Below are 14,650 nucleotides of genomic sequence, written 5' to 3'. Positions count from 1 at the left end.
CCGGAGGGAAAGCATGACGCAACCAACGTCTCAAACAGCCATTAATGAAGAGCTGGCGCTGCTCGACCGTTACTGGCGCGCCGCCAACTACCTTTCTGTTGGACAGATTTACCTGATGGACAACCCGCTGCTGCGCGAACCGCTGCGCCCGGAGCATATCAAGCCGCGCCTGCTTGGCCACTGGGGAACCACGCCCGGGCTGAATTTTATTTACGCGCACCTTAACCGGGTCATTCGCAGCCGCGATCTTGAGATGATTTACATCTGCGGGCCAGGCCACGGCGGGCCGGGTATGGTGGCAAACACCTGGCTTGAAGGAAGCTACAGCGAAATTTACCCGGATATCAGCGAAGATGCCCAGGGCATGCAAAAGCTGTTTAAGCAATTCTCCTTCCCCGGCGGCATTCCGAGCCACGCCGCGCCGGAAACGCCAGGTTCCATCAACGAAGGGGGCGAGCTGGGTTATTCGCTTTCGCATGCTTTCGGCGCGGTATTTGACTATCCGGATCTCATCGCCGCCTGCGTCATAGGCGATGGCGAGGCGGAAACCGGGCCGCTGGCGTCAAGCTGGCACGGAATTAAATTCCTTAACGCCGCGCGTGATGGCGCCGTGTTACCCATTCTTCATCTTAACGGTTACAAGATTGCCAACCCGACTCTCCTTGGCCGCGCCAGTGATGAAGATCTGCAACAGCTTTTCAGCGGATATGGCTACGAGCCGCTGTTTGTCAGCGGGCATGAGCCGGAAAAAATGCACCAGCTCATGGCGCAAACCCTGGACCAGGCGCTGGATAAAATCCGCCGCTACCAGCAGCAGGCGCGCAGCGGCGGCGAGGCGCAGGCTATCCCGCGCTGGCCAATGATTATTTTACGCAGCCCAAAAGGCTGGACCGGGCCGCAAACGGTAGACGGCAAAAAGGTGGAAGATTTCTGGCGCGCCCATCAGGTGCCTGTCGCTTCATGCCGTGAAAACGACGAACACCGGCAGATCCTGGAAAACTGGATGCGCAGCTATAACCCTGACGATCTTTTCGATGAGCAGGGCAGACTGAAACCTGAGCTACGGGCGCTCGCGCCTGCGGGCGATAAACGTATGGGAGCCACCCCTTATGCCAATGGCGGCAGGCTTCGCCGCGAACTGCAAACGCCGGCTATCAGCGATTACGCCGTGGAAATTACCACCCCTGGCGAGCCGCAGGTCCAGTCGACAGAAGTGCTCGGCAGCTACCTGCGCGACATTTTTACGCGCAACCCGGATAACTTCCGCCTCTTCGGCCCGGATGAAACCGCCTCCAACCGTCTGAGCAACGTATTTGAAGTCACCAGCCGCACCTGGCAGGAGCCGGTTAAACCTTACGATGAACAACTCTCGCCGGATGGCCGCGTAATGGAAATCCTGAGCGAGCACCAGTGTCAGGGCTGGCTTGAGGGCTATCTGTTAACCGGTCGTCATGGCTTGTTTAACTGCTATGAAGCGTTTATTCACATTGTCGACTCCATGTTCAACCAGCATGCGAAATGGCTGAAGGTGACGCGCAAGCTGCCATGGCGCAAACCGGTCTCCTCGCTCACTTACCTGCTTTCCTCGCACGTCTGGCGTCAGGATCACAACGGCTACAGCCACCAGGACCCAGGGTTCATGGACCATGTCGCCAATAAAAAAGCGGATATCGTGCGCATTTATCTGCCGCCCGATGCGAATACGCTGCTGTGGGTGGCTGACCACTGTCTGAAAACCTGGGATCGCATCAATGTTATCGTGGCAGGTAAACAGCCAGAGCCGCAGTGGCTGACGATGGAAGAGGCGGCGAAACATTGCGAAGTGGGGATGGGCATCTGGCCCTGGGCAGGAAATGAACAGCCGGGCCAGGAGCCGGATGTGGTAATGGCCTGCGCGGGCGACGTGCCTACCATGGAGACGCTGGCCGCCGTGGATCTGCTGCGTAATTATCTGCCGGACCTGCGCGTACGGGTCGTTAACGTGGTGGATCTCATGGCGCTGCAAACGAAAGAGCATCACCCGCACGGCCTGAGCGAAGAGGCGTTTGATAACCTCTTTACGCAGGATAAGCCGGTTATCTTCGCGTTTCACGGCTACCCCAGCCTTATCCATCGCTTAACTTATCTGCGTAATAATCACCGAAATTTCCATGTGCGCGGCTTTATGGAAGAGGGGACGACTACCACGCCCTTTGACATGACCGTGATGAACGAGCTGGACCGCTTCCATCTGGCCCAGGAAGCGATTTTGCGGGTGGCGAAATTGCAGGGTAAGGCAGACGCCATTCTGGATGAATTGCAGGAGAAAATCGCCGCGCACCACGCTTACGTGCGTGAGTACGGCGAGGATTTACCGGAAGTTCGCGGCTGGAAATGGCCCTCACAGCAGGGTAGCGGCGGCGCGCCAGAGTAAGGCAGAGTAAGCCAGGCATGCCCTGGCTTGCGCGTTAACTGGCGTGGCAAAAGGCAAGTGAAGGCGGTGAGCTAAACTTACCGCTCCTACAGGTCAGGAGGTTCAGATGGTTGATAAAGATTCCAATACGCATCGTAAAGAAGAAGGCGAAGTGAGCAAAGGCTTGCCGGAGGCGGCGCCAAAAGGGGGGAATGCTTACGAGGAAGACGATACGCTCAGCCATGACGATCATCGCAAGGCGCAACGTGAGCAAGACCAGTAAAGCGTGAATAAACGCGGCGCGGCGTCAGGCTGCGCCTGCGTAACCGCCACAAAAATCATAAGAAAAAATGATGATGCTTACCGTACGGGGAAACGGCCAGAAGTCAGTCGCCCCAATGTTAAAGCCTCTCCCTGGAGGTTTATCCAGGAAGAGGCTTTATACACTTTCTTTCCCTGAAAGGGGGTTAGCGCATGAGCTCAGACTTACTTACGTCCACCGCCATGGCTGTTCTGTCCACCTTTCTTACCTGCTTCAGAGGCTTTTTCGCGGTCATTAGCGAAGTTGCCGCCGCTATGCTGACCACCTTTTTTACCTGCTTCAGAAGCTTTCTGACGATCTTCTGCGAAGTTACCAGAACCACCACGATGTTCGGCCATATAAACCTCCAGATTTAGTTTCATCCAGGAAAGTAAAAGTAGCGTTAAATGCTACTGCATCGTTGCTACACGATTAAATATAGAAGCTGATTGCGGTTAGGGAAGTAAGAATAATCCGTATCGGCCTTTTAATTGTTTTATGTTGAATATCAATAACTTATATATAAAGTTACAGCCTGTAGAATATATCTTTGCTGGCGAAAAAAGCGTTAAAAAAAGCCTGTGGGCAGGGGCGAAGGCCGCAAAGGGCGGAGATAACAAAAACTTATGGAAATAAAGAAAAGCGGGAAGGAGAAAAAGCGAAACGGGGGAAAAAGCAGGGCCGCATGGCGGCCCCGAAAGATTATTTGCGCGCTAACAGATAACCCAGCACAACGCCTGCGGCGGCTGCAATAGCAAGACCGCTAAACGGGTTGGAGGTCACCTGGTCACGTACGGTGTCTGCTGCGTCGCGCACCGCATAGCTTGCCTGGTTCGCGTACCGACGCGCCGCGCCTTTCGCTTCATCTTGATGGCTGTTGGTGACGCGCCCATAAGCTTCCTGAGCAATACCTGATACTTCTTTCAGTTTATCATCGGCTTTACCAAACATATTTCCCTCCTGAAACGTTACTCGGTAAGTGTTAAGTGTAGCAGAGCGCCAGACGCAGCCCTGGAAACCAGGATTTATGAACCTTTTTGTATCTGGAAAAGAAGGGAGCTGGCTCACGACGCTGCCGTTTTATCCAGGCGTATACTGAGCACTTACTCCTTTAATGGTAGAGAAAAACATGGAAGAGGGATTTTACTGGGTGCGCTATGCGGGCGCTAAAGTCGTGGCCTGGTATGCTAACGAAGAAACGCGGGATTATTTAACGGGCGAAATCATTACCGGCGTGTGGCATTTTGTGGGCGCGGGAGATGTTATTGCATACGGTAATGAAGTGAGCGTACTCAGCGGCCCGCTGCAACCACCTGAAGAAAACGAAATGGAATGATCGAGAACGGGGTCTTTATTTCATTTACGTTATCAGCGCGTTGTCAGCGTTTTTATTTGGCAAAAAATGGCATTTCCTGGCGCATTACAGCAAGATGCAGCCGAATTACGCACATAACGCGAACCTGGTGGCCGTTATTTCAGTACAATTAAGTATTTACTTAATTGCTGGTTGTTATGTCTTTTGTTTTAAAAAATATCCTCTCGTTTTTCGCCTCCGCACTTCTGGTTTTGCTTACTGTCAGCGCCCTGTATATCGATATCGCCTGGCTTCATGACGGCATTAACGAAACGTCCATCACAGAGATAATGCAGGAAGTGATGCTGGCAGCTATTGCTTTTCTTCTTTTGCGTCACGGTTACCGGGAGCGGGAAATGCGGCAAGGCGCTTTTCTCATCGCCGGTTTCTTTAGCTGCATGCTTATCCGGGAAATGGATTTTTTATTTGATGAAATCCGGCACGGTGCGTGGGTTTGGTTTGCGCTTGTCGCCGCGCTTTCCAGCATCGGCTATTGTCTTACCCGGCCTCGCGACACGGTGCGACAGCTGGCTCGCTTTATGCGTCACCCCTCCTACGGCATGATGTTTTCCGGCCTGCTGTGCATCCTGATCTTTTCTCGTCTTTTCGGTATGCATATTCTCTGGGAGCAGGTCATGGAAGAGGGATATAACCGGCTGGTCAAAAATATGGTGGAAGAGGGCGTAGAGTTTTTCGGCTACGCGCTTTGTCTCTCTTCTGTCGGCTGGTATTTACTGAATAACGAAAGGTAAAAAGCATATGCATAACAGGGTTTTTACTAAGCGCGATGCTGTTTGCGCTGGCGGATCCAGCAGGCAAGCCCGCCAGAAATAGCGGCTTGAAAAACAAAACCGCCCGGAGGCGGTTTTTATGGAGGCTGGCGAGGCGCGCTTTCAGACACGCTCGGCTTTATCGGGGCCGCAAAGCATTATCGGGTCGCCTGCTTCCAGCCGCTGTGAAAAATGACGCTTCATGCCTGGACTAATGCCGGCGCCGCACCACATAAAATGATGGTCATACCGGCGGGCCGCCACTGCGGGACGCATTCCCGGTTCAGAGGCGATTTCAACGCGAAATCCAAGCCCTGTCAGACGAAGGGCTTCCAGCCAGATTTCCGTTTCATTGTTTACGCTGACTGCTTCAAGAAACAGCGGCACCGCTTTTTGCCGTTCGCTATTCTGCATACTGTTCAGGGTTTGCTGTACAACAGCACGATGAAACCGTGAGTGTCTTAATGCGCTACCCGACAAACTTTCCTTATGAAGTAAATCGTTAAGCGGCTTTAATAAATAATTCACGCAATTTTCACTGCTGTAGTCACGCATCAGGCGCCGCAAATGTTTATCCAGCGCGACATCATCGGCGTAATCAAGCAGCAGCAACAACTCTTCAAGACGATATCCCCAGCCGCTGTGATGATAATGGCGTGGGGCATAAATCAGATTATAAATTTCGCCCAGGGTATCGCCACGGGAAGTCAGGACAAGGATGTGATTAATTCTGATGTACTGGCTCCAGCTATATCCGCGCTTAAGATCTTCCGCGCGCGAGATAAGCCCCGCTCGCTTCCAGTTTTTAAGCGTAGTCGGCAATACGCCCGTCATGGCGCATACCGTTTCAGTGTTGAGATATTTCATAGAGACCTTAACAAGAAGGAATACAGTAAACATTCCAGAAATCTTAGTCTGGCTGAATTTTCATCAATTAGATAGGGTAAAGCGCGGCTAATTTGCGCCAGGTAATAATATTCCGCTTCGTTATTGCTTTTTTGCGGGCCTAATCTCTTAATTATGCACTTTAAATATTCTGCAACCGGTTACGGATAAATTTGTCAGGAAAAGTCAGCCATACCGGCAGCGTTCATTGATGACCGCTTAATTTGTTATTCACCTTTTCCCGCTTTTACATTTATTCAGCGCTACAGATAAAGTTTCAGGTCGATATTATTTAGCCGTGCTTACTGTGTGGGTAAACAAGCGTAACCGACAAAATCGGTCAGGCAACACGTGCGCCCAGGCAAAGAAAGCAAATGGCAGATAAAAAAAAGCCCGCACAGATAACGAGGCGGGCCAGAAATACTGGAAGCAATGTGAGCAATGTCGTATCGAATACCTGAGTGAAACACTCAACTATTCGATACGCAAAATATAATCATTCTCATTTTGCTTGTAAACCTTTTTATAACCATGAATTTAATGCGCCTAAAAAGGCCTGCCCTGGCGCGAAGATAGGGGCTGGCAAAGCCTAAGGATGACCACTGCTTCCTTAGATTTCGTAGGTGAAAACAGAGACGGCTTGAGTTTTACTTAGCGGCATTACCGTTTATTTTTTTACGTAAAAAGGAAAGGTTATGGCGCAGAATGAGGCGCTCTCGCAAAAATATCCCAATGCCTTCCGGTGGTCATTCGGCGATTCAGCCGCTATGGCGAATGAGCTTGCTGCGCTGGTGGTTGCCGGTAAAAAACGCGCAACCTGCGGTTCGCTGGCGAGCTTTGAGCAGGAGACCGTCCGTCCCTGGCCGGGCTGCTATCACATTGTGCTGAACGGCGAGCAACAACCCGTTTGCGTCATTCGCACCCAGGCAATGCAACTTATCCGCTTTGACGACGTAACGGCGGAGCTGGCGCAGCTGGAAGGCGAGGGCGATCTTAGCCTGCGCTACTGGCAGCAAGAACATCGCGCTTTTTTCGAACGCGAAGGCACATTTTCGCCTGACATGGAGCTGGTGTTTGAACACTTTATTCTTATCGAAACGCTGTAAATCACTGTGCGATAGCGGGCGAAAGGGGGTGACGAGGCCGGAGAATGACCAGGAGGCGCTGGCGACCGATGCGCAGAGAAAGCGTTTGTTGGCAGTCGCGGCGGCGCGGGAAACGGCATAGCAGGCGCGCGAACCGAATATGACTTGCACCAGGTCGCTTAAGAGATAGCGTTGCTGGCGAGCGCCATGCAGGCCGCGCCTGAAAGCCAGCCTGGGGATTAACAGGCGAAAAAAAACCCGGCCAGGCCGGGAGAATACACGGGGTCTTTTTTATTTGTCACTGAGTATAGCGTGCTGCCGGCCTTTGTCTGCCCACCATAAATGGCAGGCGTAATTACCACCAGCCGAACGCGACGCCTGCCCAGGCGATAGCCGCCACGACAATCAGTATCAGCGTGGTCTTTCTCATTGTTGTTAGTCCTTGTTTTGCAGGGTTCTGAGGAAGCGGCCTTTATGCCATCAGAGAGACGCAGGGCGCAACCTGAGCAGGCAGAAAACGTCTCTTCACGCACATTTTGCGCAGCCCGAAAAGGAAAAGAAAGGAAACAACAGACGGCAGGGCAGCCCGTGAGCAAAGGCGGGAGAGAGCAAGGCCCGCCCTGGTTTATCAAACAGAAAGGCGAATTATTCGCTTACCAGCCACATATCCGCCTCTTCAAACATCTCTTCCAGCATGCGGTTAAGCTTTTCGCGATCGTTTTTGCTGGCGTCGGAGTTCAGGCCGTTGGTCTGCATGGGCTTCACGCGCACATCAGCGTCAGGAAAAATACGGTGAACGCGGCGGGTCAGCTCGTTCAGGATAATCTCCTGGGCGCCAGGCAGACCGGCAACGTTACGTTTGTCATAGACAAGTTCAACAAACATCAGGGAACCTCGGGTACTGGGTTTATATACAGCGGGAATGCACTATAAACGCGCGTCTGAAAAAGGTAAAGATGAGACTTAACGAAAGCGCGAGGCTTCGCCGGTTTATTTCTTTCACCGCGCTTCGCCTGGAGAGCTATAAATATAAGGAACGCTAACTTTTTGCAGTAAGGAGCGGTACTGATGAATATTGTGTGTCTCGGCTGGGGATCGCTTATCTGGAAGCCCGACCCGCTGCCCGTGGCGGGAGAGTGGCATCAGGATGGGCCGCGGCTGCCGGTGGAATTTTCACGCATGAGCGACGGCGGCGAACTGGCGACCGCCATCTGCCTGAACGCGCCGCGCGTGCCTGTATTATGGGCGCAGCTTGCCGTGAATTCACAAGAAGAGGCGACGCTCGCCCTGCGCGAAAGGGAAGCTATTCCGCCAGAGCGAAAAGACGGCACGGGTCTTTTGCTTATTGACGAACAGGCTGTGGGAGAACTGGCTGCCTGGGCGCGGGAGCGCCATATCGATGCGCTTATCTGGACCGCCCTGCCGCCGCGCGTAGGCCATAACGAAGGGCAAATTCCCACCGCGGCGCAAGCGGTCGCTTATCTGGAGAGCCTGACGGGCGATGTCCGGGAACATGCGCGCCAGTACATTGAGCAGGTTCCGGCCCAACTCGATACCCCTTACCGGCGCGTTATCCGCCAGCAGTTCGGCTGGGACAATGCCTGACGGGCGCTCTTCGCCTACCCGGTCATCTCTCTTCTGATCCCATCAAAAAAAATGCCCCGCAGGGTGCGCGGGGCAAATTCAATTCATTAAATTTGAGAATGGCGTTCCGTGGTCCAACGACAGAACGCTTCGAGGGTAATGCAGCGCCGGGCTGCAAATATGGAGAAACGGTGAATTTTGCTTACAGGGGGGTAAAAAGTGCGGTCTGCGGCACACGCATTATTTACAACCGCCGTTAGGAATGTTCTGATCTGCGCGTTCTTTTTTTGTTCCTGCGAGTAATACAATGTTCCAGTTAAAACCGGGATCGCTTGCCATGATTATTGGCGCGCGTACCGCCGCCGGGCGGGTGAATGTCGGTAAATCCGTTGAGCTCTTTGCGCTGTGCCAGCCGGGAGAGCGTTTTATCAATCCCGTTAATGGCGTGACGACGCAAATGCCGCGCGAAGGCGTTCGCGCCCTGTGGCTGGTGACGGGCGATGTAGTGTCATTTGACAGACAGCATGGCTTTGCCTTTGTGCGCGCCGAACATTTAATGCCGCTGGATGGCGACCTGGCGCCCGCCAGAGAAGAGGCGCTTTTCCTCAGCTAAGGCTGAGCAGCGTATCCAGCGCCGGCGTACGCGCATTCTGCCACCACAGGTAGGCGCGATACCACTCGCTCTGGCTGTCGGACACGAGCTGCTCTACGCTCCAGCTTCGGCTTAGCACCGCATGCAGGCAGACGCAGGATCGCACCATGCCGTAAAGCAGCCATCCGGCGCCGAGAAACGCGCTCAGCAGCGCAAGCGGCGGCATAACTATGCGCGACTGCGCCACCAGCATCAGTAAAATCGACGACTGTAACGCCAGCCTTATGCCTAACGCGCTGGCGAAAAACGCTCTTGCGCGCTCCGCGCTGTAAAAGCAGGGGTTAGTGAGGCTGCGGCGAAAGCGCGCCTGGCGCGAGCCATTGCCGCTGTCGAGATATTCAAGCGGGATGAGCACCAGGCCCGACTCGGTGAGCTGGTGCAAACGCATGGCCACCGCCAGCGGAAAAATCAGCCCCATCGCCAGCAGGAAAAAAATGCCCGCCGGGACGCCGTTTTGTAACAGATTCAGGCAGACAAGCCCGCCCAACACCACCCATCCGGTTTGCCACCAACGCGCCGCCATCGCTTTCTCCTCCGTCAAACTTTTCACAGTATGGCAGCGCCAGAGCGCGGCGAGGCTAATTCTTTCGTCGCAGCGACTATGCCAGAGCACGTAAAAAGTCTGCCAGCACCTGCGCATGGTTTTGCTGCGTATCGCGTGAGCCATAAAGCAGCGTCACAGGCTGCGTGCGCGAAAGGGTTGCAAGCCGTTGCGCCTGCGCTTTCAGCGTCTCAAGCTCCGCGCGATAAGCCTGGCTGAAGGCGGCAAAATCAATAAGTTCCGCGTGAAAGTCTTTACGTAGCCGGGTTGAAGGGGCGAGCGCTTTGCACCATTCGTCGCACTTCAGCGCCTCTTTTTTCACGCCGCGCGGCCAGAGCCGGTCGACCAGCACCCGGTAGCCATCCTGCGGGGCAGGCGCGTCGTAAACACGTTTTATCTGGATCATGGTTCCTCGCAAACACAAAGCCGCTGTTTCAGCCAGCACATTCTACGCCTGGCGATTTGTCTGCGCCAAACCCGAGCTCCCTGAAAACCCTGCTATTTTTTAGTGTTGTTAGCGCGCGCCCGGATCTGTATGCTGAGGTTCCTTATGTTATGCATCACCGTTCTCTGCATAAGGAAACCCTCATGGAAAACTCTCCCCTGAAATCCACTCTGCGTATCGCTCTGGTTGGCGACTATAACCCCGAGGTGCTGGCGCATCAGGCTATTCCCCTCGCGATTGACGACGCCGCCGCCGTGCTGGATGTGACCGCCGATTACGACTGGCTCGCCACGCCGGACATTGCAAGCCCGGAAGATTTGGTCGGCTACGACGCTATCTGGGTGGTGCCGGCAAGTCCCTATAAAAATGAAAACGGCGCCTTTCACGCCATTCGCTATGCCCGCGAAAACAGCGTGCCGTTTCTCGGCACCTGCGGCGGCTTCCAGCACGCTATTATCGACTATGCCCGAAACGTCATGGGCTGGAGCGACGCCGCCCATGGCGAAACGCACAGCGAAGGGCGGCTGGTGATTGCGCCGCTGACCTGTTCGCTGGTGGAAAAGCGCGACACCATCGAACTTCGTCCCAATACGCTTATCGCCAAAGCCTATGGCCAGCTGGAAATTGAAGAGGGCTATCACTGTAACTACGGCATTGCGCCGCTGTTTGCCGAAGCGCTGGCGCAGCAGCCGTTGAAAGTGACCGGCTGGGATGATGAAGGCGAAATCCGCGCCGTTGAGCTGGTGACGCACCCCTTTTTCGTCGCCACGCTGTTCCAGCATGAGCGCGCGGCGCTGGATGGCCGCCCCGCGCCGCTGGTGCAGGCGTTTTTACGCGCCGCTCAGCGTTAATGCCGCGAAGCCAGGGGGGCGCCCCTGGCCCGATCACTCGACATGGATCTCCCGGTCGCGCCCGGCGAATGCGCCGAATGTCGCCATAATGACCGACAGCAGCGCGCAGAGAATAAGCGGCAGGCTCCAGCTTGCCAGCAGATCGTGCAGTTTCCCCATAACCGGCGGACCGCCTGCTGCGAGCAAATAGCCTACCGACTGCGCCATACCGGAAAGCGCCGCCGCCTGATGCGCGGAGCTGGCGCGCAGCCCGATAAAGGTCAGGCCGAGGATCATGGTCGCTCCTGATCCAAAACCGAACAGCACCACCCACAGCCCCGCCTGGCCTGGTACGAGCCATAGCCCGATCGCGCTGACCGCGCAAAGCAGCGAGACGCCGACCGCAATAGCGCGCTGATCGCGAAGCCGCGAGAGGATAATCGGCACCGCAATGCCTGGCGCCGCCGTCGCCAGTTGCAGCAATCCGTGGAGCGAACCCGCCTGCGCCTCGCTGTAGCCCTGGCTTATCAGCATGCTGGGCAGCCAGCCAATCACCACGTAATAGATAAGCGAGTTGAGGCCGAGAAAAAGCGTGACTTGCCAGGCGAGCGATGAGCGCCACAGGGCGCGCTGCTCGCGCGGCGACGGGCCGTTTACCGTCGATGCGCGCTTTTGACGCAGCTGAGGAAGCCACAGCAGCAGCGCCAGCAGCGGGAAAGCCATCAGCGCAAGCAATGCGCCGCGCCAGCCGAAACCGAGCGCCGCGACCGGCACCACCAGCGCCGAGCCAAGCGCCGCCGCCGCGCCCATGGTCAGGGAATAGGCGCCGGTAAGCCGCGCCACCTGGCCTGGAAAATCGCGCTTGATCATCCCCGGCAGCAGGACATTGCCGAGCGCGATACCGCAGCCGATGACGGCGGTGCCAACGAAAAGCCCGGTCGCGCCGCCTGCCGATCGCAGCGCGATGCCTGCGCAAATCAATAGCAGCGCGCCGAACAGGCTGCGCTCCATGCCAAAACGGTGCGCCACGCCAGCCGCCAGCGGGGAAACCACCGCAAAAGCCAGCAGCGGCAGCGTCGTCAGCACGCCCGTGCTGGCGGTAGAGAGGTCAAAAGCATCGCGAATGGCGTCCAGCAGCGGCGCCGCGCCGGTAAACGTCACACGAAGCGTGGTGGCGATAGTCAGAATGCCCGCCAGCAACAACAGAGCGCGGGGACGGGCAAGCGTAGTGGAAGTCATCAGGCTGTCTCATCTAAAAAACGTGATGCAGAGCATAACGCTTCTTCGGGATTATGGAATCAAGCTAAAATGCCAGTTAATCGCTAAATTCGGACAACCTCATGGAACAGGGCTTAGAACTTGAAGGCTACAACCCGGATCTTCATGCCGACCCGGCGGTGGCGTTTCGCATTCGCGTGGGCGAAAGCGAACAGGAGATCCCGTTTCATCACCATCGTAAGGGGCAGCTGATCCTTGCGCTTCATGGCGGCATTGCCTGCGAAGTGGAGCAGGGGGTCTGGATGGTGCCGCCGCAGTATGCCGTCTGGCTGCCTGGCGGACTTGCCCACAGCAATCGCGCCACGGCGAACGCGCAACTCTGTTTTCTTTTTATCGAACCCGGCGCGGTGAACCTGCCGCGATCGTGCTGCACGCTTAAAATTTCGCCGCTGGTGCGCGAGCTGATTTTAACGCTGGCGGAACGGCGAAAAACGCAAAGCGAGCCCGCTCAGCTGGCGCGCCTGGTTGAGGTATTATTCGATGAGCTTGCGCGCCAGCCGGTGGAACAGCTTCAGTTGCCCGTCTCCAGACACCCAAAAATTCGCGCTATGGTCGAGGCGCTCGCGGCAAAACCGGACGATCGTCGTACGCTCGCGGCCTGGGCGGCGCAGTTCGCCATGAGCGAACGCAACCTCGCCCGGCTGGTGGTAAAGGAAACAGGGCTGAGTTTTCGCCGCTGGCGCCAGCAGCTTCAGCTTATTGTCGCCCTGCGTCTGCTTATTGATGGCCAGCAGGTCACGCAGGTGGCTCAGGCGCTGGGCTACGACTCCACCACCGCCTTTATCACCATGTTCAAAAAAGCGCTGGGACAAACGCCGGGGCGTTACCTGCGTGACGCGCAAACGCCTGCCTCCGGCCTCTGAGCGGGCGTTTACTGGCGGCCAATCAGTAGCGATACCAGCCCGGCGGCAATCAGCGGCCCGACCGGCACTCCCCGGAACAGCGCCACGCCTAATACGGTTCCCACCAGCAGCCCGGCCACGATGCTGGGCTGGCCGGTCATCAGCGTGACGCCGCGTCCGCCAAGCCAGGAGACAAATACGCCTACGGCGATGGCCACGAGCGATTTCCAGTTCAGGAAAGAGTGAAACAGCGTGGAAGCGGGCAGCGTGCCGCTGGCGATGGGAGCCAGCACGGCGACGGTGAGAATAATAATGCCGATGGTCAGCCCCTGTTTTTCAATCCAGGGAAATGTCTGTTGCAGCGGCGTCATGCGGATAACTATCAGCACCAGAACGGAGATGGCAACGGTGGTGTTATGGCTGATAAAACCGAGCGCCGCCAGCGCCAGTAAAATCAACAGCGTGCTGTCAAACATAGGAGTTCCTTGCCTGAACCCTTTTTATTAAAGGAAAAAGTAGAGCGAAACCGCAGCGGTTCGGGTCAGAAAATGGCCGCTTTGGTCTGAAATCGTTAGCTACGGCGAAAATCGATCAGTTCGGGACGGGCGATGCGCAAATAATCCGCCGTATCCATCACTATCGATTTTTCCAGCAGACCGGCGTTAAAGGCGATTTCGTCAAAACGGGCAAAAAGAAGCGGGTCCGCCACGAGTTTCAGGCTTGAGTGAAAACTAAACGGGGGGATCGCGCCGAAGACACAGCCGGTTAGCGCATCCACTTCCGCCGGGCTCGCCAGCGAGGCTTTAAGACCGCCGACATGCTGCGCCAGCAGCGTCAGATCTGCCTGTTGATCCGCAGCCAGGATAGCAAGAACGTGCTGCTTAACGCCGTTGCCCTTGATTTTACAAACCAGCGCTTTGGCGCCCTGTCCGAGCGCGGTGCCGCGAATTAACGACACCTCCTCGCATTTGCCGACGGGTTCGTGGTCCATCACCCGGTAGCGCGCTTCGTTATCTTTCAGCAACGCCACCAGTTGCTGATGCACCGCCACGCCTTTGTCTGTCATTATTTTCTCCGCTGATTGCCGGTTGATAATTGTACCGTTTACGATACGCAGCGCGGCGTGACATTGCAATAATGTAAAAATCGAAAATAAATTTATCTTCAAAATAACGAGATATATAAAACAGGGCAGAGAATTGACGTTGCACGTTTGGCTTACCTGATGGAACTGTATTATCGTGGAGTAGCGGGTAAAAATAATGCGTTGCCACGGTGTAAAGCTTGTTTCTGCCCGTCAATCAATCCGGTTAAGCAGCAGCGGAATAAAAGAGGAGGGCTTATCTTTTATTCATGGCGAACGGCAATGTACTGTGAATTAAAGGAGCGGCGGCAAGCGCTTTTCTATTACGCTTCAGCCTGACGGTGAATCAGCCTTTTATATTATCGAGGCAACATCGGTTCGGGTAATTAATGTGTTTACGGAGGTTGGGTATGGCGGAACATCGTGGCGGCTCCGGCAACTTTGCTGAAGACCGCGAAAAAGCGTCTGAAGCGGGCCGCAAGGGCGGCCAGCGTAGCGGCGGCAACTTTAAAAACGACCCCGAGCGCGCTTCTGAAGCGGGCAAGAAAGGGGGACAGCATAGCCATGATAAGGATCGCAAATAAGGTTAATCCTGCATGGTATTAAC

The 14,650-nt window shown here is 55.5% G+C and carries 20 protein-coding genes; 10 read left to right on the top strand and 10 right to left on the bottom strand.

Translation table 11 applies throughout. The annotated features are described in order from the left end of the window. Positions 1–13 precede the first annotated feature (13 nt). On the top strand, positions 14–2,413 hold the full coding sequence (locus tag DW56_RS18700; RefSeq protein ID WP_024551779.1) for a phosphoketolase family protein: 2,400 nt from the start codon (positions 14–16) through the stop codon (positions 2,411–2,413). Positions 2,414–2,519: 106 nt separating this feature from the next. Further along, positions 2,520–2,675: a hypothetical protein gene (locus DW56_RS22735; RefSeq protein ID WP_162838668.1), complete on the top strand. Its 156-nt coding sequence runs from the start codon at positions 2,520–2,522 to the stop codon at positions 2,673–2,675. 203 nt (positions 2,676–2,878) lie between these two features. Here DW56_RS22735 and DW56_RS21910 read toward each other — a convergent pair whose 3' ends face one another. Continuing rightward, positions 2,879–3,052, bottom strand: a complete 174-nt coding sequence (locus DW56_RS21910; protein WP_071789719.1) for a con-10 family general stress protein — start codon at positions 3,050–3,052, stop codon at positions 2,879–2,881. Between the two features lie 343 nt (positions 3,053–3,395). Continuing rightward, entirely contained in the window at positions 3,396–3,644 is a 249-nt protein-coding gene (locus DW56_RS18690) for a glycine zipper domain-containing protein (RefSeq protein ID WP_024551781.1), read from the bottom strand. 163 nt (positions 3,645–3,807) lie between these two features. Between DW56_RS18690 and DW56_RS18685 the strand changes: the two genes are divergently transcribed. Both DW56_RS18685 and DW56_RS18680 read left to right on the top strand, forming a co-directional pair. Then, the gene (locus DW56_RS18685) at positions 3,808–4,029 is read left to right on the top strand and encodes a hypothetical protein (protein ID WP_234409182.1); all 222 of its coding nucleotides are present in this window, start codon (positions 3,808–3,810) and stop codon (positions 4,027–4,029) included. Between the two features lie 176 nt (positions 4,030–4,205). Then, positions 4,206–4,799 carry a hypothetical protein gene (locus DW56_RS18680; RefSeq protein ID WP_029697439.1) on the top strand — a complete coding sequence of 198 codons (594 nt, stop codon included), beginning with the start codon at positions 4,206–4,208 and terminating at the stop codon, positions 4,797–4,799. A 141-nt stretch (positions 4,800–4,940) separates the two neighbouring features. Here DW56_RS18680 and DW56_RS18675 read toward each other — a convergent pair whose 3' ends face one another. Continuing rightward, entirely contained in the window at positions 4,941–5,684 is a 744-nt protein-coding gene (locus tag DW56_RS18675) for a hypothetical protein (protein WP_024551784.1), read from the bottom strand. A gap of 713 nt (positions 5,685–6,397) precedes the next feature. Between DW56_RS18675 and DW56_RS18670 the strand changes: the two genes are divergently transcribed. After that, positions 6,398–6,808 carry an ASCH domain-containing protein gene (locus DW56_RS18670; protein ID WP_024551785.1) on the top strand — a complete coding sequence of 137 codons (411 nt, stop codon included), beginning with the start codon at positions 6,398–6,400 and terminating at the stop codon, positions 6,806–6,808. A 624-nt stretch (positions 6,809–7,432) separates the two neighbouring features. Here the strand turns inward: DW56_RS18670 and DW56_RS18665 are convergent. Then, the gene (locus DW56_RS18665; protein WP_024551786.1) at positions 7,433–7,672 is read right to left on the bottom strand and encodes a DinI family protein; all 240 of its coding nucleotides are present in this window, start codon (positions 7,670–7,672) and stop codon (positions 7,433–7,435) included. A 183-nt stretch (positions 7,673–7,855) separates the two neighbouring features. Here DW56_RS18665 and DW56_RS18660 point away from each other — a divergent pair, with 183 nt between their 5' ends. Both DW56_RS18660 and DW56_RS18655 read left to right on the top strand, forming a co-directional pair. Then, positions 7,856–8,392, top strand: a complete 537-nt coding sequence (locus tag DW56_RS18660) for a hypothetical protein (protein ID WP_024551787.1) — start codon at positions 7,856–7,858, stop codon at positions 8,390–8,392. Positions 8,393–8,678: 286 nt separating this feature from the next. Further along, positions 8,679–8,984: a hypothetical protein gene (locus DW56_RS18655; protein WP_024551788.1), complete on the top strand. Its 306-nt coding sequence runs from the start codon at positions 8,679–8,681 to the stop codon at positions 8,982–8,984. Here DW56_RS18655 and DW56_RS18650 read toward each other — a convergent pair. Together DW56_RS18650 and DW56_RS18645 are read right to left on the bottom strand one after the other, a co-directional pair. Beyond that, entirely contained in the window at positions 8,977–9,546 is a 570-nt protein-coding gene (locus tag DW56_RS18650) for a hypothetical protein (RefSeq protein ID WP_024551789.1), read from the bottom strand. The genes DW56_RS18655 and DW56_RS18650 overlap by 8 nt on opposite strands. 76 nt (positions 9,547–9,622) lie before the next feature. Next, positions 9,623–9,970, bottom strand: a complete 348-nt coding sequence (locus DW56_RS18645) for a DUF488 domain-containing protein (protein WP_029590166.1) — start codon at positions 9,968–9,970, stop codon at positions 9,623–9,625. Positions 9,971–10,152: 182 nt separating this feature from the next. Between DW56_RS18645 and DW56_RS18640 the strand changes: the two genes are divergently transcribed. Then, positions 10,153–10,860: a CTP synthase C-terminal region-related (seleno)protein gene (locus DW56_RS18640; RefSeq protein WP_024551791.1), complete on the top strand. Its 708-nt coding sequence runs from the start codon at positions 10,153–10,155 to the stop codon at positions 10,858–10,860. A 33-nt stretch (positions 10,861–10,893) separates the two neighbouring features. On the opposite strand, the gene DW56_RS18635 is transcribed toward DW56_RS18640, so the two are convergent. Then, positions 10,894–12,078: a CynX/NimT family MFS transporter gene (locus tag DW56_RS18635; RefSeq protein ID WP_029697441.1), complete on the bottom strand. Its 1,185-nt coding sequence runs from the start codon at positions 12,076–12,078 to the stop codon at positions 10,894–10,896. Between the two features lie 101 nt (positions 12,079–12,179). Between DW56_RS18635 and DW56_RS18630 the strand changes: the two genes are divergently transcribed. Next, positions 12,180–12,980 (top strand): AraC family transcriptional regulator, encoded by an 801-nt coding sequence (locus DW56_RS18630; protein ID WP_024551793.1) that lies wholly within the window; start codon positions 12,180–12,182, stop codon positions 12,978–12,980. 8 nt (positions 12,981–12,988) lie between these two features. On the opposite strand, the gene DW56_RS18625 is transcribed toward DW56_RS18630, so the two are convergent. The 3 genes from DW56_RS18625 to DW56_RS22525 all read right to left on the bottom strand — a co-directional run bounded on the left by DW56_RS18625 (position 12,989) and on the right by DW56_RS22525 (position 14,170). Further along, positions 12,989–13,435 (bottom strand): DUF441 domain-containing protein, encoded by a 447-nt coding sequence (locus tag DW56_RS18625; protein ID WP_024551794.1) that lies wholly within the window; start codon positions 13,433–13,435, stop codon positions 12,989–12,991. 95 nt (positions 13,436–13,530) lie between these two features. Further along, on the bottom strand, positions 13,531–14,025 hold the full coding sequence (locus tag DW56_RS18620; RefSeq protein ID WP_024551795.1) for a YbaK/prolyl-tRNA synthetase associated domain-containing protein: 495 nt from the start codon (positions 14,023–14,025) through the stop codon (positions 13,531–13,533). Next, entirely contained in the window at positions 13,970–14,170 is a 201-nt protein-coding gene (locus DW56_RS22525; protein WP_152976864.1) for a hypothetical protein, read from the bottom strand. Before DW56_RS22525 ends, DW56_RS18620 begins: the two co-directional genes overlap by 56 nt. A gap of 283 nt (positions 14,171–14,453) precedes the next feature. Here DW56_RS22525 and DW56_RS21905 point away from each other — a divergent pair, with 283 nt between their 5' ends. Next, positions 14,454–14,627, top strand: coding sequence for a con-10 family general stress protein (locus tag DW56_RS21905; RefSeq protein ID WP_024551796.1), 174 nt, complete (start codon positions 14,454–14,456; stop codon positions 14,625–14,627). Positions 14,628–14,650 lie beyond the last annotated feature (23 nt).

The organism is Franconibacter helveticus LMG 23732, from assembly GCF_000463115.2.
Classification (GTDB): domain Bacteria; phylum Pseudomonadota; class Gammaproteobacteria; order Enterobacterales; family Enterobacteriaceae; genus Franconibacter; species Franconibacter helveticus.
The sequence above is the reverse complement of the archived record's forward strand: the minus strand, read 5'-3'. Positions and strand labels throughout refer to the sequence as shown.